Annotated in this window: 26 protein-coding genes; 15 read left to right on the top strand and 11 right to left on the bottom strand. The window is 64.9% G+C overall.

Annotated features, from left to right (window positions below; all coding sequences use genetic code 11):
- Positions 1-8 precede the first annotated feature (8 nt).
- Positions 9-1,445, top strand: a complete 1,437-nt coding sequence (locus CXX84_RS15060; protein ID WP_102977536.1) for an HNH endonuclease — start codon at positions 9-11, stop codon at positions 1,443-1,445.
- A gap of 6 nt (positions 1,446-1,451) precedes the next feature.
- Here the strand turns inward: CXX84_RS15060 and CXX84_RS15055 are convergent, their stop codons facing one another.
- Positions 1,452-3,617: a transglycosylase domain-containing protein gene (locus tag CXX84_RS15055; RefSeq protein WP_102977535.1), complete on the bottom strand. Its 2,166-nt coding sequence runs from the start codon at positions 3,615-3,617 to the stop codon at positions 1,452-1,454.
- Between the two features lie 177 nt (positions 3,618-3,794).
- Here CXX84_RS15055 and CXX84_RS15050 point away from each other — a divergent pair, with 177 nt between their 5' ends.
- On the top strand, positions 3,795-4,397 hold the full coding sequence (locus tag CXX84_RS15050; RefSeq protein ID WP_102977534.1) for a PadR family transcriptional regulator: 603 nt from the start codon (positions 3,795-3,797) through the stop codon (positions 4,395-4,397).
- Positions 4,398-4,420: 23 nt separating this feature from the next.
- Here CXX84_RS15050 and CXX84_RS15045 read toward each other — a convergent pair whose 3' ends face one another.
- Together CXX84_RS15045 and CXX84_RS15040 are read right to left on the bottom strand one after the other, a co-directional pair.
- A complete protein-coding gene (locus CXX84_RS15045; protein WP_102977533.1) occupies positions 4,421-5,215 on the bottom strand; it encodes a carbon-nitrogen hydrolase family protein in 795 nt (264 codons plus the stop codon).
- A 121-nt stretch (positions 5,216-5,336) separates the two neighbouring features.
- Positions 5,337-5,573 carry a DUF2630 family protein gene (locus CXX84_RS15040; protein WP_102977622.1) on the bottom strand — a complete coding sequence of 79 codons (237 nt, stop codon included), beginning with the start codon at positions 5,571-5,573 and terminating at the stop codon, positions 5,337-5,339.
- A gap of 58 nt (positions 5,574-5,631) precedes the next feature.
- On the opposite strand from CXX84_RS15040, the gene CXX84_RS15035 reads away from it, so the two are divergent.
- Complete coding sequence (locus CXX84_RS15035) at positions 5,632-6,030, top strand: DUF3592 domain-containing protein (protein ID WP_102977532.1); 399 nt, start codon at positions 5,632-5,634, stop codon at positions 6,028-6,030.
- A gap of 16 nt (positions 6,031-6,046) precedes the next feature.
- Here CXX84_RS15035 and CXX84_RS15030 read toward each other — a convergent pair whose 3' ends face one another.
- The 3 genes from CXX84_RS15030 to CXX84_RS15020 are packed head-to-tail and all read right to left on the bottom strand — an operon-like array spanning position 6,047 to position 7,167.
- A complete protein-coding gene (locus CXX84_RS15030) occupies positions 6,047-6,382 on the bottom strand; it encodes a DUF202 domain-containing protein (protein WP_102977531.1) in 336 nt (111 codons plus the stop codon).
- A 3-nt stretch (positions 6,383-6,385) separates the two neighbouring features.
- Complete coding sequence (locus CXX84_RS15025; RefSeq protein ID WP_102977530.1) at positions 6,386-6,790, bottom strand: YidH family protein; 405 nt, start codon at positions 6,788-6,790, stop codon at positions 6,386-6,388.
- 38 nt (positions 6,791-6,828) lie between these two features.
- Positions 6,829-7,167, bottom strand: coding sequence for a YnfA family protein (locus CXX84_RS15020; RefSeq protein ID WP_102977621.1), 339 nt, complete (start codon positions 7,165-7,167; stop codon positions 6,829-6,831).
- Positions 7,168-7,262: 95 nt separating this feature from the next.
- Here CXX84_RS15020 and CXX84_RS15015 point away from each other — a divergent pair, with 95 nt between their 5' ends.
- The 5 genes from CXX84_RS15015 to CXX84_RS14995 all read left to right on the top strand — a co-directional run bounded on the left by CXX84_RS15015 (position 7,263) and on the right by CXX84_RS14995 (position 12,105).
- Entirely contained in the window at positions 7,263-8,303 is a 1,041-nt protein-coding gene (locus CXX84_RS15015) for an LLM class flavin-dependent oxidoreductase (protein WP_102977529.1), read from the top strand.
- Positions 8,304-8,516: 213 nt separating this feature from the next.
- The gene (locus tag CXX84_RS15010; RefSeq protein WP_102977528.1) at positions 8,517-9,614 is read left to right on the top strand and encodes a ferredoxin reductase; all 1,098 of its coding nucleotides are present in this window, start codon (positions 8,517-8,519) and stop codon (positions 9,612-9,614) included.
- A gap of 12 nt (positions 9,615-9,626) precedes the next feature.
- On the top strand, positions 9,627-10,811 hold the full coding sequence (locus CXX84_RS15005) for a fatty acid desaturase family protein (RefSeq protein WP_102977527.1): 1,185 nt from the start codon (positions 9,627-9,629) through the stop codon (positions 10,809-10,811).
- Between the two features lie 127 nt (positions 10,812-10,938).
- A complete protein-coding gene (locus CXX84_RS15000; RefSeq protein WP_102977526.1) occupies positions 10,939-11,136 on the top strand; it encodes a hypothetical protein in 198 nt (65 codons plus the stop codon).
- A gap of 132 nt (positions 11,137-11,268) precedes the next feature.
- On the top strand, positions 11,269-12,105 hold the full coding sequence (locus CXX84_RS14995; protein WP_102977525.1) for an alpha/beta fold hydrolase: 837 nt from the start codon (positions 11,269-11,271) through the stop codon (positions 12,103-12,105).
- 214 nt (positions 12,106-12,319) lie between these two features.
- Here CXX84_RS14995 and CXX84_RS14990 read toward each other — a convergent pair whose 3' ends face one another.
- The gene (locus CXX84_RS14990; protein WP_102977524.1) at positions 12,320-13,063 is read right to left on the bottom strand and encodes a GAF and ANTAR domain-containing protein; all 744 of its coding nucleotides are present in this window, start codon (positions 13,061-13,063) and stop codon (positions 12,320-12,322) included.
- Between the two features lie 297 nt (positions 13,064-13,360).
- Here CXX84_RS14990 and CXX84_RS14985 point away from each other — a divergent pair, with 297 nt between their 5' ends.
- Both CXX84_RS14985 and CXX84_RS14980 read left to right on the top strand, forming a co-directional pair.
- On the top strand, positions 13,361-13,954 hold the full coding sequence (locus CXX84_RS14985; RefSeq protein ID WP_102977523.1) for an adenylate kinase: 594 nt from the start codon (positions 13,361-13,363) through the stop codon (positions 13,952-13,954).
- 34 nt (positions 13,955-13,988) lie between these two features.
- Positions 13,989-14,861, top strand: a complete 873-nt coding sequence (locus tag CXX84_RS14980; RefSeq protein WP_102977522.1) for an NAD-dependent epimerase/dehydratase family protein — start codon at positions 13,989-13,991, stop codon at positions 14,859-14,861.
- 3 nt (positions 14,862-14,864) lie between these two features.
- Here CXX84_RS14980 and CXX84_RS14975 read toward each other — a convergent pair whose 3' ends face one another.
- Positions 14,865-15,986, bottom strand: a complete 1,122-nt coding sequence (locus CXX84_RS14975) for a DNA alkylation repair protein (protein WP_102977521.1) — start codon at positions 15,984-15,986, stop codon at positions 14,865-14,867.
- 135 nt (positions 15,987-16,121) lie between these two features.
- Here CXX84_RS14975 and CXX84_RS14970 point away from each other — a divergent pair, with 135 nt between their 5' ends.
- Positions 16,122-16,940, top strand: coding sequence for a phosphatase PAP2 family protein (locus CXX84_RS14970; protein ID WP_102977520.1), 819 nt, complete (start codon positions 16,122-16,124; stop codon positions 16,938-16,940).
- On the opposite strand, the gene CXX84_RS14965 is transcribed toward CXX84_RS14970, so the two are convergent.
- Positions 16,937-17,257, bottom strand: a complete 321-nt coding sequence (locus tag CXX84_RS14965) for a MerR family transcriptional regulator (RefSeq protein ID WP_102977519.1) — start codon at positions 17,255-17,257, stop codon at positions 16,937-16,939. The genes CXX84_RS14970 and CXX84_RS14965 overlap by 4 nt on opposite strands.
- A 138-nt stretch (positions 17,258-17,395) precedes the next feature.
- Here CXX84_RS14965 and CXX84_RS14960 point away from each other — a divergent pair, with 138 nt between their 5' ends.
- The 4 genes from CXX84_RS14960 to CXX84_RS14945 all read left to right on the top strand — a co-directional run bounded on the left by CXX84_RS14960 (position 17,396) and on the right by CXX84_RS14945 (position 20,341).
- Positions 17,396-17,821, top strand: a complete 426-nt coding sequence (locus CXX84_RS14960; protein WP_102977620.1) for an Hsp20/alpha crystallin family protein — start codon at positions 17,396-17,398, stop codon at positions 17,819-17,821.
- A gap of 109 nt (positions 17,822-17,930) precedes the next feature.
- Positions 17,931-18,254: a J domain-containing protein gene (locus tag CXX84_RS14955; protein WP_102977518.1), complete on the top strand. Its 324-nt coding sequence runs from the start codon at positions 17,931-17,933 to the stop codon at positions 18,252-18,254.
- Positions 18,255-18,297: 43 nt separating this feature from the next.
- Positions 18,298-18,675, top strand: coding sequence for a hypothetical protein (locus CXX84_RS14950; protein WP_102977517.1), 378 nt, complete (start codon positions 18,298-18,300; stop codon positions 18,673-18,675).
- Positions 18,676-18,763: 88 nt separating this feature from the next.
- On the top strand, positions 18,764-20,341 hold the full coding sequence (locus tag CXX84_RS14945; RefSeq protein ID WP_102977516.1) for a glycoside hydrolase family 1 protein: 1,578 nt from the start codon (positions 18,764-18,766) through the stop codon (positions 20,339-20,341).
- On the opposite strand, the gene CXX84_RS14940 is transcribed toward CXX84_RS14945, so the two are convergent.
- The gene (locus tag CXX84_RS14940) at positions 20,338-21,444 is read right to left on the bottom strand and encodes an App1 family protein (RefSeq protein ID WP_102977515.1); all 1,107 of its coding nucleotides are present in this window, start codon (positions 21,442-21,444) and stop codon (positions 20,338-20,340) included. The two genes, CXX84_RS14945 and CXX84_RS14940, sit on opposite strands and share 4 nt — an antisense overlap.
- 66 nt (positions 21,445-21,510) lie before the next feature.
- Complete coding sequence (locus CXX84_RS14935; RefSeq protein WP_102977514.1) at positions 21,511-22,242, bottom strand: DUF72 domain-containing protein; 732 nt, start codon at positions 22,240-22,242, stop codon at positions 21,511-21,513.
- Between the last annotated feature and the right edge of the window lie 105 nt (positions 22,243-22,347).

Below are 22,347 nucleotides of genomic sequence, written 5' to 3'. Positions count from 1 at the left end.
CTTGGTGGATGGAAGCGATAACGACGGCGGCGGGCAGTGTGGAGGGCGGGATAGTCCCTGCTCCCGGCGACCTTGCGGGCGTCCATCAAGCCCTCGCTTCCGTCCGTCCTGCTTCTACCGGCGCTGGGATGATTAACCAGCTCAGAATGCTTGAGGATCTGAAGTCGCTGGCCGCCGCGAAAGAGGCTGAAATCGCTGTTGCTTTTGATCTCTCCCGGCGCCAGGATCAGGCCGCGGCAGGTGGTCGGGCGGATGAGTTGGGTGCTGGGGTGGGATCCGAGATCGCGTTGGCGCGGCGTGAGTCCCCGGCCCGGGGTGGCCGTTTGTTGGGGCAGGCCAAAGCACTCGCCACGGAGATGCCCCGCACCCTCGCGGCCCTGCGGTCCGGGCAACTGAACGAGTGGCGGGCCACCCTTATTGTGAAGGAAACCGCGTGTCTGTCCGCCGAGGACCGCTGCGCCGTGGATGAGGAAATGGCCGTGGACACCGGAACGCTTTCAGGCTGCGGGGACCGGGCCATCATCGCCGCCGTCCGTGCCGCCGCGTACCGGCGGGACCCGCACTCCGTCGCGAAACGGGCCAGCCACGCCATCAGTGAGCGGACCGTGACCCTCCGGCCGGCACCGGACACCATGACCCGCCTGACCGCCCTGCTGCCCGTGGCGCAGGGTGTCGCTGTCTTTGCGGCCCTCACCCGGCACGCAGACAGCGCGAGATCAAAGGGTGACGAACGGTCCAAGGGCGCGATCATGGCCGACCAGCTCGTCGAGTCCGTCACGGGTACCCCTGCCGGGATCAGCGGCATCGAAATTCAGCTCGTCATGACCGACCGCACCCTCTTCCAGGGCGACAGCGAACCAGCCCGCCTGGCCGGCTACGGCATCGTCCCCGCCGAGTGGGCCAGAAAAGCAGTCCTGGACCAGGAACCCGAAACCGGAGAGCTCACCACGTGGCTCCGCCGGCTCTACACCGCCCCCGGCACCGGCGACCTGCTCGCCATGGACTCCAAAGCCCGGCTCTTCCCTCCCGGGCTCCGCCGCTACCTCCAAGTACGCGATGACACCTGCCGCACCCCCTACTGCGACGCACCTATCCGCCACCACGACCACATCATCCCCTGGCACCAGCACGGACCCACCACCAGCACAAACGGCCAGGGCCTCTGCGAAGCCTGCAACCACACCAAAGAAACACCCGGCTGGACAACCCACACCGTCCCCGGACCACGGCACACCGTGCAGCTCCGGAGCCCCACCGGCCACACCTACCACTCCACCGCACCACCACCGCCAGGCACAGTCAGCGCCGCTACTCCGGACGGCTCCGCCCGCCGTCGTAATGTCCACCCGCAGTTGAGGGCCTCGGCGACACGTTCGCGTTTGGTCGATCATGAACGTCCGAAACCTGCTGTGGAAGTGCTCGGCCGCGTCGTTCCGGCCCGCTAAAAGCAATCAGGGTTTGGGGCTCGGACCGATCATGGGCGGGGGCGGAGGCGGGAACGGCCCGGCCGGGTAAAGCGGGGCTACGTTCACCATGTAGTTCGCCCACTGCGGCCCGGCAATCATGAAACCGTCCAGCCGGGGATAGAACGTGCCGTTGATCGTGACGTCCTGCCCGGCCCGCTTCTGGCCCTCAAGCGCATCACCAAAGAAGGACGCGGTGGCCAAACCGGTGGTGTGGCCAACTACCCACGTGGCTCCGTTGTTGTTCGAGGTTCCCGTCTTCGCCGCCACAGGCACCTTGTCCTGGACCTTCGGCTTGATCCACACGCCGGAGCCCACCTTCATCACATCCTGCAGCACGGAATTCACTCCGCGGGCCACATCCGGTTTAACCGCATCCCGGCACTCAACCGGCTGGACCGGCAGGATGCCGCCGGCAGCATCCTTCACCTCCACCAGTGCCACGGGTGTGCAGTAGCGGCCGTCGTGGGCAAAGGTAGCAAAAGCGTTGGCCATGTGCAGGGGGGCCACATTGGTAGCTCCCAGCAGGTTGCCCAGCTGGTGCATATTGATGGGTGAGCCGTCCAGACCGCTGTGGAGCCCCACAGCGTCCACCATCTTTTGGATGCCGCAGAAATCCAGCTGGGTCGCTGAGGCAAAGGTGGCAGTGTTGATGGAGTTGTAGAGGCCGTAGTTGATGGGCATCTTTCGGTAGAAACCCTCCTCGGCGTTTTGCAGGTCATCTGCCGCGCCCAGCGCTGGGTTGCTCTGGGCGGTGCTGTAGGCGCCCAGGACCTTGCCGCAGCTTGACCGCCAGGGGAAGCCCAGCGGGTAAACGCGCTTTGAAGCATCCACTTCCGCCGTAATGGTCCTGCCCTCGTTAAGCCACTCGGCAAAAGTGAACGGCTTCATCGTGGACCCGGTCTGGAACCCGCCGGCTCCGTTGAGGTTATTGCCCTGGGGGTCTTTCGCGTCAACGTTGAAGTTCAAGTGGGTATCGAATTTTCCCGGTTCAGGAAGGAACACCGTGTTCTGGGCCATCGCAAGGATCTTCCCTGTCCCGGGCTGAACGGTCACCAGTGCTGCGCCCCACCGGTCGGGGTTGGGACCTGCGGTTCCGTCAACCTGCGCCTGGGCTGCCGCCTGGAGCCTGCTGTCAAGGGTGGTGACGATTGTGAGCCCGCCCCGGTACAGCTTCCGTTCCCGTTCGGTCTGGTCGGGTCCGTACGCCGGGTTGTTCAGGATGAGGTGGGAGATGTAATCGCAGAAGTAGGGCGCCATGGTGGCGTTGGCACAGCCCTGCCGTTGCGGGGTGATCTTCAGCTCGATGGGAGTTGCCGCCGCCTCATCATGCTGCGCCTGGGTGATCTTGCCCAAGCGCAGCATCTCGCCGAGGACCTGGTTGCGGCGGACCATCGATTTGTCCGGATTGATTGACGGATTGTAGAACGTTGGGCTGTTGACGAGGCCGGCCAGCAGGGCGGACTGCGGAAGGTTCAGGTCCTTGGCGGTGGTACTGAAGAAATAGCGGGCCGCAGCCTCCACCCCATAAGCATCGCTGTTGAAGAAGACAATATTCAGGTAGCCCTCGAGAATCTGTTCCTTGGTGAACTTCTTTTCCAGCGCAACAGCCAGCTTCATCTCCCGAAGCTTGTCGCCGATGTCCTTCTGCCCGCTGAGGATTACCTCATCCGGCCGGTCCTGTGACAGCCTCGCCTCGTTGACCACGTTGGTGACGTACTGCTGGGTGATGGTGGACGCGCCCTGTTGGTCACCCTTGGTCACGTTGGCCACCACCGCGCGAAGAATGCCCTGCGGGTCCAGGCCCGCGTGATCGTAGAACCTGCTGTCCTCGATGGCGATAACGGCGTCCTTGATGTGGGGTGATATCTGGTCCAGCGGGATCCTGACGCGGTTCTCGGCATAGAAAGTGGCAATAGGCTGGCCGTCCGCGGTGAGCACCTTGGTGGATTGCGACGGCGGCTGGACAGCCAGTTCCTCCGGCAGGCTGTCGAAGAATCCAATGGAACGGCTGACTCCAAATCCGGCGGCAGCCACGGCCGGAACCACCAGGCTGGCTGCCAGGACGCCGCACACGGCACTTGCTACCAGGAACCCCAGGAGCCTTCCCAGGGCCGCGCCGAAACCGCGTCTTCGCATGTCCGTCTTCGCCATCACTCAGCCCTCGTGCTTGGAGGTCTCAAAAGAATACGCCGGTCAAGGACCTCTTTGGCGGCCTGAAAGGTCAGGATTTGATCAAGCTCTTTCCCTTGACGTCGCGATAGTTAGCGATCTATCGTTAACTATCGCCGAGGAGCTCGGCGAACTACTATCCGAAAGGACGATGCCACGATGAAAGGCATGCCTGAAGAGCGATTTCCCAACCCTGAATTTGCGAGGGGACGATTTGAGCGGGGCAGGGGCCACAGAGGGCCTCACGGACACCGCGGCGGGGGCTTTGGTCCGGGTTTCGGCCCGGGCTATGGGCCTGGCTTTGGCCCCGGGTTCGGCCGGGGTTCACGAAGGGCCAGCAGGGGGGATGTCAGGTCCGCAATCCTCTCGCTCCTGGCAGAAGCACCCTCAAACGGTTACGGATTGATCAAGACAATTGCCGAAAAGACAGACGGGGCGTGGCGGCCAAGTCCAGGGTCCATCTACCCCACCCTCCAGCAACTCGTTGACGAAGACCTGATCTCAGCCGTCAGCGAGGGCCGCGGGACAGAGTTCACACTGACCGGCGCCGGCGAGGCTTACGTGGCCGAACATGCCGAAGAGATGGAAAATGCCTGGAACGCCGGGCAGGACAGCTCCGACCGCGACTTCCACCAGAGCATCGGGAAGCTGATGGGCGCCATTCACCAGTTCCGCAGCGGTGTCACCGAGGAGCAGCGAATCGCCGCCATCGAAAAAATGGACGAAACCCGCAGGGCGTTGTACAAAATCCTGGCTGACTAAGGGCTGATTCACCGCCCCGGACGTTAGAACTGCCGGGCGTTGGCCAGCACCGGCAGCCTGGCGCGCACCTCGTCCACCACTGAAGGATCAACGTCGACGACGGCGAGTTCCGGCTTTCCGCCCAGTGCTGCCACAGCTGAGCCGAGGGGAGTGATGACGGCGCTGTGCCCAATGCCCGTCGGGGCAGTCCCGGCGGGATCCGCGCCAAGGGTCCCAGGGTCACCCTGGCCGCAGGCCACCACGAAAGTGGTGCTGTCCAGCGCGCGCGCCCGAACCAGGAGGTCCCACTGCTCCGCCTTGCCTTCGCCGGCACCCCAGGAGGCACACACGATGTTGACCTGCGCCCCCGCCCGGGCATTGGCGGCGAAAAGGGCGGGGAAACGGACGTCGTAGCACGTGGCCAGGCCAAAGACCGTGCCGTTCAGTTCGAAGGTCACCGGGGACTCGCCCGCGTCCACGGTTTTGGACTCGGCAAAACCGAACGCGTCGAAGAGGTGCACCTTGTCATAGGACGTGTCCAGGCCGGGAGCCGTGACCAGGAGGGTGTTGCGGACCCGTCCGTCCTTCCCGGGAGTGAACATCCCTGCCACTATCGCGATGTCCAGCTCCCGCGCGATGCCCCGGACTCCTTCAGCCCAGGGGCCATCCAGCGGCTCGGCGATATCCAGGAGGGAGTTCCCGAACGCCCGCATGGCTGCCTCGGGGAACACCACCAGTTCCGCGCCCGCGGCCTTGGCCTGCGTGGCGTAATCCCGGATCAGCTCCAGGTTGGCCGCGGGGTCTGCACTGCTGATGATCTGGGCTACTGCCAGGCGCATGGAGGGCTCCAATCTGTCCGCGGACCGGCTCAGGCACGGCGGTCTCAGGGCAACGATGTCACGCGCAACGTTACCGAACTGCCGTCCGGTGCTGCAGGACCAGCGGATGGAGCGGAAGCAGTTACTGCTTGTAGCCCTCTACCTCGCTGACCGGGCGCGCTTCGGCTTCGTTGGGGTTTTCGCCTGATTCCTCCTTGGCCCTGCGCTGGCGCAGCAGGTCCCAGCACTGGTCAAGGCTTTCTTCCACCTGCTTCAGCCGCGCCTTGTCCGGCGCCTGGCCGTCTCCGGATCCCTCCCGGAGTGAGTGCTCCTCCTCGACGAGGGACTGGATGCGCGTCAAAATATCCTGATCGTCCATGGCTTCCCCTTCTTCAGTGGACCGGTCACCCTCAGAGTACGCCTGTACCATCTGAATCATGCCCACTGTGCTCGAGATGGCAGGTCCAATCCTGGAAATGCTGACCTGGTTATGCTTGCCCGCCGGGCTCGGACTGCTCTTCTACACCGGGTTCCTCCGCCGCTTCATTCATCCCTGGGCGGTTGCTGAAGCGGTGGTTTACTCGGACAGCAGCGGCGTGGGCTTCCGGTGGTTCGACCGCAAGTACCGGATACACCACGCACCAATGTCCCCGCACGACATCAAGGACCTGGCAGTGGGCGACACCCTCCCCATTTACTACCACCCCAAGCGCCCCACCCAATGGCAGACCGCAGCGCCGGAAGAGGCGGGCCGGACGGCCTCCGTGCTGGGCCGCTGCCTCACAGGCATTGGGGCGGCAGCCTTTCTGGCCGGTTTCGTGCTGCCGATGTTCTGAGAGTGGTCCTGCCGGGCTAACCCATCAGGACAATCCCGACGCCGAGCCCTCCCAGCAGCACCCCCGCGAAAGCCGTCCACAGCACTGCGGTGATGTCGGCGTCGACGTTTCCTTGATGGATGCCGTCAGAACTCACGCTGTAGCGGCGGCGCTGGGTGGCATAAATGGCTGCAGCCGCCCCGGCCGAGACAGCGAACAAAAGCAGGATGGGTAAGCCGTGCTGCGGAAGCCACCGCAGGAAAATGGCGCTCACTGTCACCAGTGCCATCATGGTCCTGCCCCAGGCCAGCGAAGTCCGTTCAGGCTGAAGGCCGGGATCCCCGTGGGTTGCGGCCGGGCGGGGAGGTGCCACGGGTCAGCGCCAGAGAATAAAGGCGAGGACGACGGCGGCCGCCAGCGCCCCGGCCGCGGCCAGCAGCGGCACGATGAGCGGCAGCGGCAACGGTGCCTTGTTGCGCATGCTGCGTTCCACCCGAAGCCACCGCACGGCAGAGCCGGCGCTCAGCAGCATGCCGAGCAGCAGCAGGACCACCGCCAGCCCCTTGCGGACAGGTTCCAGGAAGAGATCCGCGGTGAAGGCCTCAATGGCAATGCCGCCGGCCAAAAGCGCGAGCGAGGTGCGGATCCAGGCAAGGAAGGTGCGTTCGTTGGCCAAGGTGAACCGTGGGTCCGGTTCTTCTCCTCCGGGCAGCAGGCGTTCGGCGATTTTCCCGCGCGACGGCGGGAGGGAGGCGCTTGCGGGCTGCTCGGGGTTGGTCACGGTGCCAGTTTAGCTACGTGGTGGTGGGGAACGTCTCCCTATCCTCCGCTGCGCGGGGCGAACATGATCACGGCCACGCCCAGCAAGCAGATCAGCGAACCGCCGATGTCCCAGCGGTCCGGCCGGAAGCCGTCGAAGACCACACCCCAGGCAAGCGACCCGGCCACAAACACTCCGCCGTAGGCAGCAAGGATCCGGCCGAAGTGGGCGTCGGGCTGGAGCGTGGCCACGAAGCCGTAGGCTCCCAGGGCGATCACGCCCAGCCCGGCCCACCACCAGTCCTTGCCTTCGCGCACTGCCTGCCAGACCAGCCACGCCCCGCCGATTTCCGCCGCGGCTGCCAACACAAACAACACGGCGGTTTTGGTGATGTTCACGGCTTCATCAGGGATACCCACCCAGCCATCATGCCAGCAGGGGTTTCACGGGAGGCGGTGGGAATGCCGGCGGCCGGACGGCAGTTGGGGCAGGTATGCAGCGCATCGGATTTCTTTCTTTCGGCCATTGGGGTCCCGGGCAGGGTTCGCGCACCAGGACCGCCGGTGATGCCCTCCTCCAGGCAATTGATCTCTCGGTGGCTGCCGAGGAGCTCGGACTGGACGGCGCGTTTTTCCGGGTGCACCACTTCGCCCGGCAACAGGCGTCGCCCTTCCCGCTTCTTTCCGCGATTGCCGCACGCACCAGCAGGATTGAGATCGGCACGGGCGTCATCGATATGCGTTACGAAAATCCGCTCTATATGGCCGAGGAGGCTGCGGCCGCGGACCTGATCAGCCGCAGCAGGCTGCAGCTCGGCGTCAGCCGCGGATCACCCGAGGCGGCCCGCCAGGGGGCAGCAGCTTTCGGCCATGTCCCCGCCCCTGGAGAAACCGACGCCGACATGGCCCGCCGGCATACTGCCCTTTTCCGGAGAGCGATCAGCGGAGCAGGGGTGGCCGAAGCGGATCCGCGGTACGCAGGGGGAGCCACGGGCCTCCTGCCGGTCCAGCCGCAGTCACCAGGGCTCGCCCAGCGCATCTGGTGGGGAGCCGGTTCCCGGAAGACTGCAGTGTGGGCGGCGGAACAGGGGATGAACCTGATGAGCTCCACGCTGCTGACCGAAGACACCGGCGTGCCCTTCCATGAGCTCCAGGCAGAGCAGATCCAGCTGTTCCGGGATGCGTGGGCCGCAGCAGGGCACCGGCACACCCCTCGGGTATCGGTCAGCCGGAGCGTCCTTCCGGTGGTGGACGAGGAAGACAGTCGTTTCTTTGCCGGCGCGGCCCTTCGCGACGGGCGGGACCAGGTGGGCGTCATTGACGGGCTGACGTCAAGGTTCGGCAAAAGCTATGTTGGCGCTCCTGACGTCCTGGCGGAGCAGTTGGCCGGTGACACGGCTGTCCGGGCGGCGGACACTCTCCTGCTCACCGTCCCCAACCAGCTGGGTGTGGAGTTCAATGCCAAGCTGTTGGGCAATATCGCCAGGCACGTTGCGCCCGCGCTGGGATGGACCCCCGCTTCTGAGCAGCGCTAATACCGTTGTCCGGCCACAGGTTCCTTCTCTGGAGGCGCTTTTCCGCTATATACTAAGCAAGCTTACTGAATACAGGGAACTTTCCGCGTTGCCGAACCGTTACTCTTAGAGTGCGGCTTTGGGGGGCTTAGCGCCACCATTACAGCGTGACTGCGGAACGGTCATATGACGGAGAGAGAGAAATATGGCTCGCGCCGCTCTAGGCTTAATCGCATGATCCGGTTACGTCAGCTGGCCCAGGCGGCCACTGTGCTCACAACCCCCTTGTCGCCGGAGGACATCCTGGCGCTGTTCAACCCTGTCTACTCGGCACGGCAACTTCGCGGCGTTGTGACGCGCGTGGTGCAGGAGACCGCACAGTCTGCAACGATCTTTTTCCGGCCCGGCCGCGGCTGGCACTCCCACCTGGCCGGTCAGTGGGCGAGGATCGGCGTCGAACTCGACGGTGTCCGCCACTGGCGGTCCTACTCCCTGAGCGCTCCCGCAGGCAAGGACCCTGCCATTACGGTCACTGACGTCGGGGCCGTCTCCGGCACCCTGGTCCGGACCACCAAGCCAGGCGACGTCCTGTTCCTGGCTCCTCCGCAGGGCGACTTCGTGCTCCCGGAGCACCCCAGGCCCCTGCTGATGGTGACAGCGGGCAGCGGGATCACTCCGGTGATGTCCATGATCCGGACCCTCGTTCCGCGGCGTCCCGATGCCGACGTCGTGCTGGTCCACTCGGCCCGTACTCCCGGTGACAGCCTCTTCCGGGAGGAACTCGCCGAGCTGGCAGACCAGTTCCCCAACTTCCGCCTTGCCCACTGGTTCACGGGCGAGCAGGGCCGCATGGACCTCACCAACACCTCCCAGTTGGACGAAATCTGTCCTGACTGGAAAGAACGTTCAGCCTACGCCTGCGGCCCGGACAGTTTCCTGGACGACGCCGAGGCGTTGTGGAAGCGCGCGGCGCTCACCACTGCTGCGCCCGGCTCCGATGTGGCAGTCGCGGGCGGTGCCGGCAACCTGATGATCGAACGGTTCAACACAACGTTCGACGCCGGGGTAGGGCACGACGGCGGACTGGTCACCTTCGAGGCCTCCGACCGGGAGGTCCAGGCCGACGGCGACACCCCCATCCTGGATGTGGGTGAGGACGCCGGGGTGCTGATGCCCAGCGGTTGCCGGATGGGCATCTGCCACAGCTGCCTGACCCCACTCCTGTCGGGCCAGGTCCGCGACCTTCGAACCGGGGAAGTCCACGGCGAACCCGGCCAACTGATCCAAACGTGTGTCTCGGCAGCCGCCGGACCCGTCAACCTCGAAATCTGAGGAGCACCAGGTATGACTGTAATTTCACCGAGCAAAGCCACCCCCGCCGAAGGCACTGCAACCGGAGGGTCAAGGACGCGCCCCGGAAAGCTCGCCGAATCCGGCAGTCCCACGGTCCGCCCTCCCGCTGCTGCGCATCTCTCTGATGAGCAGGTAGCGGAACTCGGCCGCGAGCTGGACGCCATCCGCGACGAGATCCTGGCCAAGCGCGGGGCAGCGGATGCTGCCTACATCCGCCGCGTGATCAAGATCCAGCGCGGCCTGGAGATCTCCGGCCGTGCTGCACTGCTGGTCAGCAAGAACAAGGCTGCCTGGGTGACCGGAACCACGCTGCTGAGCCTGGCCAAGATCCTGGAAAACATGGAGATCGGGCACAACGTCCTGCACGGCCAGTGGGACTGGATGCGGGACCCGGACATCCACTCCACCACTTGGGAGTGGGACTTCGTCACCCCGTCGCGTTCCTGGCAGCACACCCACAACGACCTGCACCACCGCTGGACCAACGTGGTGGGCAAGGACAACGACGTCGGATACAACCTCCTGCGCATGGACGAACAGCAGCCGTGGAAGCCCGTCAACCTGGCCAACCCGCTGTTCAATGCCATTTTGGCGCCCCTCTTCGAGTGGGGCATCGCCATTTACGACCTTGAGCTCACGGAGTTCAAGGAAGGCAAGAAGTCCAAAGAGGCGCTGCTCAAGGACCTGAAGGCCCTCGGCAAGAAGGTTGTCACCCAGTTCACCAAGGACTACGCCGCGACCCCCGCCGTGGCCATGCTCACGGGCTCCGGGAAGCAGGCGCTCTATGGAACGCTGACCGCCAACGCCGTCCGCAACGTCTGGGCCCACGCTGTGATCTTCTGCGGCCACTTCCCCGAAGGAACAGACACCTTCACGGAGGAAATGGCCGAAGGCGAGACCCGCGGCGACTGGTACATCCGCCAGATGATCGGTTCCGCCAACATCTCCGGGTCAAAGTTCATGCACATCATGACCGGCAACCTGTCCCACCAGATCGAGCACCACCTCTTCCCGGACCTGCCGTCCAACCGGTATGCCGAGGTTGCGCCCAAGGTCCGCGAGATCTGCCAGCGCTACGGCCTGAAGTACACCACGGGGCCGCTGCTGAAGCAGGTCGGATCCACCTGGGGCAAGATCTTCAAGCTGGCACTGCCCGGCAAGACGGCCCAGGCCTAGCCGCAGTAAGGTTTGCCCGAACCACCGAAAGCACCTCCTGTTCCGGGATCACCCCGGGACGGGAGGTGCTTTTTAGTTGCCGAAGCGCATAATTGATCCCACAGCCGCCGCGGCCAATGGAGGAATCATGCGGATTCTGGGAGCACTCGTCGTTATCTGGCTCATCATCGGCGGCGTTGCCGCCTGGCAGCGCGGCTACTTCGGCGCAGCCCCCGGCAACTGCGCGCAGGCCGGAACCATCGCAGTCACCATCGTGGCCGGCCCCTTAAACTACATGGGTGCCAATCCGCAGATCTCCTGCGAGCTTCCGCAGCCGTCACAATAGCGGAGAGCCGCCTGCGGGAGACCACCGCGGGCGGGACTGGACTGTGCGGCCCGCCGCCCTAGAGTAGGTACTGCACGGCCGCACCACCTTGGCGGCCGCATCGATCCCACAGTCTCGAAAGGACCCGCCGCGATGGCCTTCATCACCGTTGGAACCGAAAACAGCACTGACATCGAGCTTTACTACGAAGACCACGGCTCCGGCCAGCCCGTCGTGCTGATCCACGGCTACCCGCTGGACGGTTCCTCCTGGGAAAAGCAAACGGCCGCCCTCCTGGAAGCGGGCTACCGCGTCATCACTTACGACCGCCGCGGCTTCGGGAAATCAAGCAAGACCACCGAAGGCTACGACTACGACACCTTCGCCGCCGACCTCAACACCGTACTGACAACCCTGGACCTGAACGACGTCGTCCTGGTGGGCTTCTCCATGGGCACCGGCGAGGTGGGCCGCTACCTGGGCAACTATGGTTCTGCACGGGTGGCGCGGGCTGCGTTCCTCGGCTCGCTGGAACCGTTCCTGCTGAAGACCGATGACAACCCTGACGGCGTCCCCCAGGAGGTCTTCGACGGGTTGACTGAAGCCGTCACCGCAGACCGGTACGCCTTCTTCACCGAGTTCTTCAAGAACTTCTACAACTCCGACACGTTCCTCGGCACGCCCCGCCTCAGCCAGGAGGCCGTGAACGCCAGCTGGAACCTTGCCGCCGGGGCAGGCGCCACAGCATCCGTCGCAGCCCAGCCCGCCTGGCTCACCGACTTCCGGAACGACATCCCCAAAATCGACGTTCCCGCACTCATCCTCCACGGCACTGCGGACAACATCCTGCCCATCGACTCCACCGGCCGGCTGTTTGCCAAGGCCCTGCCCAGCGCAGAGTACGTGGAGATTGAAGGCGCCCCGCACGGGCTCCTCTGGACCCATGCCGCCGAGGTTAATGAGGCGCTCCTGCGCTTCCTCGCCAAGTAGGCCAAACGCAGAAAACTTCCGACGACGGCGGGAGGCCGCCGCCGTCGGAAGTGCGTGAGCGTTGGGGTTTTCCCGGCAGGACGTGCGTGAGCGTTGGGGGAAAGCGTGCGTCAGGTGATGGAGCGTTGGGGAACGGCCGCGTTAGGTGACAGAGCGTTGGGCTACCAGCGGGGGCCGCCACCGCCGCCTCCGGGGCCCTGTGGGCCTATGAACACTAACCGTCGTAGTGCGTGCGGGCCGGCCCCTGGCCCAGCGATTTAACGACGGCCGCGGCAACATCATGCAGCTTTGAGTTGCGTGTGCTCGATGCCGTTTTCAGGATCTCGAAGGCGTCGTCCTGGCTGCACCGGTTTTGGGCCATGATGATGCCCACCGCCATGTCGATCACCGTCCGGGACTCCAGGGTGGCGCGGAGATTCGCCGCTGTTTCGCTGTAGTGGGCAAAGCGCACTGCCAGCCGCAGCGCCAGCGACGTCTGCCCCACAAAGTCCTCGGCGAACTCGAGGATGCGCGGCTCAAAACGGTTGGGCTGGCGGGAATACAGCAGCAGCGCAGCCTTCGTCCCGCCCTCCAGCTGGAACGGCAGGGCCAGGACGGACCGGACGCCCTGGGCGACCACAGCCGAGGAGTATTCGGGCCAGCGGCCGTCATGCCGGGCATCCGGGACGTGAACGCTCTCACTCGTGGTGGAGGCCGTCAGGCTCGGTGTCTCGGTGAATTCATACTCGAGTTGCGCTATCGACTTTGCCGAGGGGCTGCTGCTGGCCACGGTCGCGGCCTTCCGCTGCCGCAGGAGGGTGATGGCGCACATGATCTCGTCATCGGGCCCGGAAAGGTTGCGTGCGGACACCTGAGCCAGTTCATTGAGGAAGTCCTCAACGTCAGAGCTGTTGAGGACCAGTTCATGCAGGTGCGCGGTGATGGATGTGTCGGATTTTGCTGTTGACTCGCTGGCCACGGTTTCTTGGTGCCATTCGCTCAGGACAACCCGGTGACTCCAGCTCCCCCGGCTGACGCGGGAAGGCTGTGATGGTCGCTGGATCGAGGAACTTTCCAACGGCCTGCTGCTAAACCGATATCAAGAAGTATATACATCCTCCGGCGGGAGGAAGCGTCACCCTGACACGGGCAGGGACGGGTTCTCTGGCGCCTGCCGGGGGTTACCGGCAGAATGAAGCAGGCGCCGTCCCGTGGCGGCAGGCCCAGGGACAACCGCGGCCGGCGCGGCCCGGAGGGGCAGGAAGAGGGACATGACATGACCAGGCTGCTTATCATCGGTCCGCCAGGCTCCGGCAAAGGAACGCAAGCAGAAAAGCTCGCGCGGCATTTCGGTGTCCCTGCTGTCTCCACCGGCGACATCTTCCGCACCAACGTCAGCCAGGAGACCGAGCTGGGAAACCAGGCTGCCGGCTATCTCGACGACGGTGATTTTGTCCCGGACCAGCTCACCAACGCGCTGGTCAAGGACCGCCTGCTGGACGCTGACCTTCAGGAAGGATTCCTGCTGGACGGCTATCCGCGGACGGCTACCCAGGTGGCGGAACTGGACACCATGCTCGCGTCCCAGGGGTTTGCCCTGGACGCAGTCATTGAGCTGTCCGCCCCCGATGCCGTGTTGGAACAGCGGATGCGCAGGCGTGCCGCGGACCAGGGCCGAACGGACGATACGGTGGATGTGTTCCGCCGCCGCCTGGATCTCTACCACCGAGAGACGCATGAAGTAGTCTCGGTTTACGCCGGCCGCGGAATGCTCGTGCCCGTGGACGGCAGCGGAGAACCTGGTGAGATTACGGAGCTGGCGATCGCCGCCGTCGAAAAATTCCTTGCCACCCCGAGCCCACGCGCCTGATCCGGCGCACGTCCCCAACGAAAAGGAAAACCTGATGAGAATTGCGGTCACCGGCGGAAGCGGAAAACTCGGACGGCACGTTGTCCGCAGGCTCACAGAGGACGGCCACCAGGTGCTCAACCTGGACCGCGCCGGTGTCCGCCACCCCGGCCTGGTAGTGGTGGACCTCCGCAACTACGGGCAGGTCCTGGACGTGTTCCTGGGGGTGGATGACAGGCATGATGAGGGTTTTGACGCCGTCGTTCACCTGGGCGCCATCCCTGCCCCGGGCATCATCCCCGATGCCGCAACCTTCGAGAACAATATGCTGTCCACCTATAACGTGTTCCAGGCTGCACGCCGGGCGGGCATCAAGAAGATCGTGTACGCCTCCAGCGAGACGGTGCTGGGACTGCCGTTCGACGTCGACCCGCCGTACATTCCCGTGGACGAGGAATATCCTGCCCGGCCCGAAAGCACGTACTCCCTGGTGAAGCACCTGGAAGAGCAGATGGCTGCCGAACTGACCCGCTGGGACCCGGAACTGAGCATTGTGGGGCTGCGGTTCTCCAATGTGATGGACGTGGAGGACTACGGCAAATTCCCGTCCTTCGACGCTGACGCAACCCAGCGGAAATGGAACCTCTGGGGCTACATCGACGGCCGGGACGGCGCCCAGGCAGTGGTCCGCGCCCTCGAAAACGGGAAGCCCCGATTCGAGGCATTCATCATCGCCAACGCGGACACCGTCATGAGCCGGCCGAGCGCTGACCTTGCTGCGGAAGTGTTTCCCGGCGTCAAGGTGGTCAAGGAGCTGGGCGAACACGAAACCATGTTGTCGATTGACAAGGCACGGCGCCTGCTGGACTTCGAGCCTGAACACACCTGGCGGAACCATGCGCAGGACGCCGCCAGTTCGGCACGCTAGCTGCTAGCCGCCACTTTCGGTCTCGAGCTGGAATTCGGCACGGCCGTGCACATCACCGTTGATCTGCAGTTCGAGGGCATGCAGGCCGGGATAGTGCACCCTGGTGGTCATCTGCCGAAAGGCGTGGCGTTTCGAAAAGCTCCTGCTCCTGCCCGGGGCAAGGGTCACGGTCGAGACCTTGAAGACCTTGGCCGAGAGGCCGCCGTTGGCCTTGCGGTAGTGGACACGGTAGTCCACCGCGAGGCGCACATCCTGTGTTCCGGTGTTGCTGATCTCGAAAGTAAACGTCAGTTCACCCGGCACGGTCACGACCTTCCGGTCGAGTCGGGGCCCGCTCACAGCTACCTGTGCCGGGGCAAAGCCCAACAGCGCCAACGCGTCCGGATCCCCCTTCTTGACGAGGGTGCGGAGACCGTGGCGGACCACCCAGCCCGTATTACCGTCAGCCGCGGAGAGCCACTCTCTGGCCGTCGCCACTACAGTGCCAGGTGCGTCCCGGGCAAGATCATTAAGGTGGTTGGCCACGGACCGCCGCACGTATTCGGACGGATCGCGGTAGAGCGCATTGAGGACGGGAAGGGTAACCTCGGGCCGCCGGGCAAGGCCGGGCACCCGGACCGCCCACGGCAGGTAGGGCCGGGTGCCCTCGCTCGCGAGACGGCGGACATGCTCATCCGGGTGGGCAGTCCACCCGAGGACTGCCTTCAACGCCCTGTCCAGGTCGTGGCCGAGCAGGCGGCGGATGGCAAACTCGCCGGTGAGCCTGGGTGTCAGCTCCGCCAGCAATGCCAGGCCATCGTCAAAATCGTCACCGCTGCCGGAGGCGACAGCAAGTGCCGCTGCCGCCTCCGAAACCGGCCATAAAATCCAGCCCGTGAACTCCGGAACCCGCAGGGCTTCCCGGAAGCTGCCCGCCGCCGTCGGATATCCCGCACCGGGGACGCTGCCGATGTCCTCAAGGATGGCCTGGGCCACAAGGTCCGTCCTGGCCCGCAAGTTGAGGTCATTCAGGAGAGGGGCAGTGGCAGCTGTCCGGTCCCACCGCACCCCCGGAGCGGCCCGGGTCAGAATCGCGGCAGCAGAACGAACGGCGCAAGCGTCAATCAGTTCGTTCATGGCACCCATGGAGACAGGCTACCGCCAGGCGTGTGCCAGGGAAGCGGCAGGCGCCGGAGAGTGCCCGTGGCTAAAAGGCGCCGGCGCCACGCGGGCGGGATACTCTTCACCCTAGGAAATCTTCTCGGCACAGGGACGGGCACAGTGGGACACCAGGATTCGGCAGGCTCCGGAAGTACCGAACACAGCCAGGGCCGGTGGCGTACCTTCCACGACAAGTTCGTGGTTGAGGAGCGCTACATGGACCCCGCCGACCGGCGCGGCCTGTACCGGGCAGCCATCATCCTGGTGGTGGCGGGTGTGGCACTGTTCATTGCCACCCTGGCCAGCGTGCTGCAGGCGGACGGTCTCTCTGCTGCCGACGTGCCCGTCCGGGACTGGCTCCTGGGGCTGAGGTCCGACGTCGGCACGGCCGTCATGATTTTCCTCGCCGTGGTCTTCGGTCCCATCGCCCTGCCCATCATTGTCCTGGTGGTCATCCTGGTGTGGGGGTTCGCCGCGAAGCATGCCTGGCGCCCCATCCTCCTGGCATCCGCCATGATCACCGGGGTCATCATTTCCCAGGTCATCCTCCAGATTGTGCGGCGCTCGCGGCCGCCGGTGGACCAGATGCTCTTCGGCATCGACCACACGTTCTCGTTCCCCTCGGGGCACGTCCTGGGGGCGTGCGACTTCCTCCTGGTGGGCGCCTTCCTGATTTTTTCCCGGCGCAGTAACCGAGCGGCCGCCCTCCTGGGCTTCGCCGGGGCAGGGCTTGGCATCCTGCTGGCCGCCCTGAGCCGGTTGTACCTGGGGTACCACTGGCTCAGCGATGCCCTTGCCTCGGTGTCACTTTCGCTCGTGATCCTCGGCGGAGTCATTGCCCTTGACACCTGGCGGACCGTGCGGGTCCCGGGGGAGCGGATCACCGGTGTGCTCTCCAAAGCGGACGTGCCGGGAAGCGAGCTCCAGGGCGGCGGTTAACCCGGCGGCCGGGACCGGGCCCGTTTGAGTGCACGAAGCAGTTTGACGTTGGCGGCCTCAAGTTCCAGCACCTTGGCCACGCCGGCGAGGTTGAGTCCCTGGTCCAGGAGTTCGCCGATCCGCAGCAGGACAGCGATGTCGTCCTCACTGTACTGGCGGGTCCCGCCGGACGTCCGCGCCGGGGACACCAGGCCCTTGGTCTCGTAGAGCCGGATGTTCTGCTGGCCCGTTCCGGCCAGCTTCGCGGCAACGGAGATTGCATACACCGCCCGGCTGCTGTTGGGGCCGCTCAAGCGTCCCGCGTTGTGGTCAGCCATCAGCTCTCCTGAAAATTCGTCCGGCCCTTGCCTCAGTTTCCCACGAGTGCTATAAAAAATCTATATCCATCACCATAGATTAAGCGGATGGATATGACACAGGTTCACCAGCTACGGATGCTGAAGGAGTGGGAAATGATGTTAATGCGCACGGACCCGTTCCGTGAGTTGGACCGGCTCACGCAGCAGGTCTTTGGAACTGCCGCCCGTCCGGCTGCCATGCCCATGGACGCCTGGCAGGAGGACGGCGAGTTTGTGGTGGCGTTTGACCTGCCGGGCGTGAAGATGGATTCCCTGGACCTGAATGTTGAACGCAACGTCCTCACCGTCCGGGCGGAGCGCAAGGATCCTACCCAGCCCAACGTGGAGCTGGTGGCGGCCGAGCGTCCCCGCGGCGTCTTCAGCCGGCAGCTGATCCTTGGCGACACCCTGGACGCAGACAACATCAAGGCCAGCTACGATCAGGGCGTCCTGACGCTGCGGATCCCGGTGGCCGAAAAGGCAAAGCCGCGCAAGATCGAGATCCAGACGCAGCACAACGACATGCACCAGATCGGAACCTAGCCACAGCCGGCGGTGCGGGCAGTGCTGCGGCGTTGCCCGCACCGCTCATCCTTTCGGTGCCGGCGTCAGGGACCGGCTCCCCGCTGCCGGCAGGGGAAAGGGGAGGCAGATGACCAATAATCCTGACTATTACGCCATCCTGCGGGTCCGGCCGCATGCCACCCCGCAGGAAATTTCCCGGGCCTACCGGGCGCTCATGCGAAGCCATCATCCCGACGTCGACGGCGGCACCGCCCCTGAAGGTGAGCTCCTGAAGATCATGCAGGCCTTCAACGTCCTGCGTGATCCGCGGCGGCGCGCCGGGTACGACGAGGAACGAGCCGCCGCCGCGGGGCAGCAGGTTCCCGTCCGGAAGGTCCGCAGTACCGGCGGATCCCCTGGCCCCGCCATCAGGGTTACCCCCGTGCGGTGGGAGAGCGGGCCCTGGTCCTGACCAAAAGGAACATCAGAACAACCGCGAGGAGGCGGAGAACCGAATGACCGACTGGCGCCGCTACGATTCACACCTGATCCCGGCATTCCATGAGCGCTTTGAGGAGCGCTGGGGTGCCGGCACTGCTCCCTTCCTGGACCCCGAAGCCCACGAGCAACCGCTGCCCCGGGCACAGTGGATCAACCCTGCCACCGGTGCGGCGTTGGCCGTGGTGCCGGTGTGGACTGTTGAAGAAAAGCAGCAGCGGTCCTTCGGGGTGTTCTACCTTCCGCCGGCAGGCGATATCTGGGTGCTGCGCCCGGGCTACACCGGATACCTGGAACCTGCTGACGGGGAAAGCGAGCACCTGGTGACGCTCCGGAACGATGCCTTCCGCAAAGCGGTGGCGCATGCCAAGGAGTTCCTGTTCGGCTCGCGGTAGCGGCCGGAACCGCCCCGCTCGTCAGGCGCCTGCGGCTGTGCAATCCTGAGACGTACTCGAAAACGTTCCGTCACAAAAAGGCCCGCCGATGCACATCACCGCCAAAGAACTCGCCGCACTCATCCCTTCCGGGTTTACATTGGGCGTTGCAACAGCAGCTTTCCAGATCGAAGGGGCGCTGGACGAGGACGGGCGGGGTCCGGCGGGCTGGGATGTGTTTGCGGCCAAAGAGGGCGCCATCGTCGACAACCACAGCCCGGTCACGGCCACCGGCCACTACCACCGTATGCCCCAGGATGTTGCCCTGATGAAGCAGCTGGGCGTGGACTCCTACCGGTTTTCCTTCGCCTGGCCCCGCGTCCAGCCCACCGGGAGCGGGCCGGCCAACCGTGCCGGCCTTGACTTCTACGACCGGCTTTTGGACGAACTGCTGGCCAACGGGATCTCCCCGATGGCCACCATCTACCACTGGGACACTCCGCTGGCGCTGGACGAAGCCGGCGGCTGGATGAACCGGGACACGGCCTACCGCCTGGGCGAGTATGCCGCCATCCTGGCGGAAGAGTTCGGCGACAGGGTGGCCCGGTGGGTGACCATCAACGAACCGGCAACCGTGAGCACCAACGGGTATTCGCTCGGACTGCACGCACCGGGTAAAGAACTGGTCCTGGGCGCCTTTCCCACCGTGCACCACCAGTTGCTGGGTCACGGCCTCGCCGTCCAGGCCCTGCGCGCCGCCAACGTGCCGGGTGAGATCGGCATGAGCAACGTCTACTCGCCCATGGTGCCGAACTCGATCAACCCGCTGGACAGGATCAGCGCCGGGCTCATGGACCTGGCACAGAACCGGCTATACGCGGACCCCGTCCTGACCGGAAAGTACCCGGACCTGATCCGTGCGGCAAAGTTTTTCAGCTCATTTGAGCACCCTGACGAGGACATGGAACTCATCTCCCAGCCGCTGGATTTCTACGGGCTCAACTACTACATGCCCACCAAGGTGGCGGTGGGCCCTGGCGGCGGTGCCGTGCCTGCGAGCATGGCGGAGGCCATGGGCAGCGACCTGAGCGCGGCGGGCAGCGGCGGAACACCGTTCCATGTGGAAACCTGGCCTGAAGCGGACATTACCGCCTACGGCTGGCCGGTGAAACCGGAATACCTGGCGGTGGCCCTGAAGGAGATGGGCGAGAGGTACCCGAACCTGCCGCCGGTCATCCTCACGGAGGGCGGAGCAAGTTTTGAGGACATCATCGTCCGGGACAAGTCCAGCAACACCAAATTCATCCCTGACGAACGCCGGCTGAAGTACCTTTCGGACCACCTCGAGACCGCGCTGAAGGCCACGGCGCCGGGCGGGGATGCTGAATCCGTGGACCTGAGGGGCTACTACGTCTGGTCGCTCATGGACAACTTCGAATGGTCCGCCGGCTACAACCAGCCTTTCGGACTCCTGCACGTGGATTTCGAAACCCTGGAACGGACGCCAAAAGCTTCCTACTTCTGGTTCCAGGAACTCATCGAGGAACGTGACCTTGCCGCCGCTGCCAGTGCTGCAATTGCGGAAGCCATGGTGGGCGACGACATGGATGCCGACGTTATGGACGACACACCCATGGGCACCGACGTACCGGACGACGGCGTTCCCGCCCTGGGTGCCAGCGCTTAGAGCAGGTCCAGCGCCGTGAGCTGCCTGGCCATGCCCGCACCGTCCGGAGAGTAGATCCACGGAACCTGGGACGCGGTATGGTCCCCGTCTTCGGAGTGGCCGCCTGCGAACACGGATTCGCTGATGGACAGCTGGCGGATGGCGATCGCGGCAACCTTGTCCGGATTCTCCTGCGCGAAGCCGGAGTAGATAGCTTCGTCATGCTGGCCGTTGTCGCCGATCAGGAGCCAGCGCATGTCCGGGAATTCCTTGGCAAGCCGCTTCAGGTTGCGGTGCTTGTGGTCCTGGCCGCTGCGGAACCAGCGGTCCTGCGTCAGGCCCCAGTCCGTCAGCAACAGGGCTCCGGACGGATACATGTTCCGGGTCAGGAAGCGGGCCAGGGTGGGGGCCGCGTTCCATGGCCCCGTGGACAAGTAGATCACCGGTGCGTCCGGGTGCTCCACGGTGAGCCGGTCGAGCAGCACGGCCATGCCGGGCGTGGCCATGCGTGCGCGTTCGCTCAACACAAACGTATTCCACAGGGCCAGGAAGGGCCGGGGCAAGGCGGTCACCATCACGGTGTCATCAATATCGGACACGATCCCGAACTTCACATCAGGTGCGACGACGCGGATCCTGGCTTCAACCGGCTCCGTGCCCTCGGCCCGCAGGACCGCGGTATGCCATCCCGGCGAAAGCTCCACCTTCACTTCCGTGTCGATCAGGCCCCCGCGGTCAGCCCGGACGTGGGTGACAACATCACCGATGGTGATTTCGACGTCGGTGAACTGCAGGGGCACGCTGGTGAAGGCCCGCCAGCCACGCACGTTCTGGTTGCCGTTCTGCGCCGCGTGTTCGGCTTTGCTGCCGGGCAGCGGCTTTTGGGTCAGCAGAACCCGTCCCAGCACACGGACCAGGCTGGTTGAACCATAGCCCTGGTACGCGATGGTCTGTGGAACAAACTTCCAGCGTTTGGCCAGCTGGATGCGCACATTGTTCGCGCCATCGGAGATCCGGTGTGCGAGCCTGAAGACCTGGTTTCCGGAGATCAGCGTGTGGTGTGTCCCGTGCTGGTCAACGGGTGTGGCTGCATTCTGGGGCGGGGTTTGGGGGGCCGTGTCCATGGAACCACTCTGCCACAGGCTGAACCGCGGCGGGCGGCCCGCCGTCCCTGCCGTCCCTCCATGACGTCACCCTTCCCCAAGGATCCACCGCAGCGTCTCGGCGTTGCGCACAGCGTTGCCCCCGCCGTCGTTGTTGAAGTAGGTATACACGTCCAGCCCGGCACCGGACCACTCCCGGATCCGGTCAGCCCACCAGTGCAGGTCTGCGTCCGAGTAGGAGCCGGCGTAGAGGTGCTGGTGGTCGGGGCCATGCAGCCGTACGTACGTAAAGGGGGCGGTGGTGCGCAGGATGCACGGCAGGTTGGCACCGCTCATGATGACGTAGGCAGCCTGGTGCCGCTCCAGCAGTGCGTAGACGTCGGAACACTCCCAGCTGGGGTGCCGGAATTCCACCGCCACCCGGATCCATTGCGGGACCGCGCCCAGGAAGTAGTCCAGCCGGGCATCGTCCCGTTCCATGCCGGGCGGCAGCTGGACCAGGAGCACCGCCCGCTTATCGCCGAGTTCATGCCAGCACTTCTCAATCCGTTCCAGCCACACCTCCGGCTGGTGGAGCCTGCGGGCATGGGTCAGGCCGCGGGGAGCCTTCACGGACATGCTGAAGCCCTGGGGGAGGCGCTGGTTCCAGCCGGCAAACGTGGTGTCCCGGGGCCAGCGGTAGAAGCTGGCGTTGAGCTCCACGGTGCTGAACCGGGCGACATAATGCTTCAGCCTGTCCTTGACCGGGAGCTTGGGTGGGTAGAGGACATTTTCCCAGTGGTCATAGCTCCAGCCGGATGTGCCAATGTGGATGGCCATAGTTCCTCCAGTAGGCCTCGGTGGCCGGGGCGCCCGGGCTGCAACCCAAGAGCGCGCTGCCTGACGATCTTCAGGCTACACCGGCTGGTGCCCTTCCCTTTCGGG

The organism is Arthrobacter sp. AFG7.2 (genome assembly GCF_002892835.1).
Classification (GTDB): Bacteria; Actinomycetota; Actinomycetes; order Actinomycetales; family Micrococcaceae; genus Arthrobacter.
Note: the sequence above shows the minus strand (reverse complement) of the source record. Positions and strands in the feature narration are given on the sequence as shown.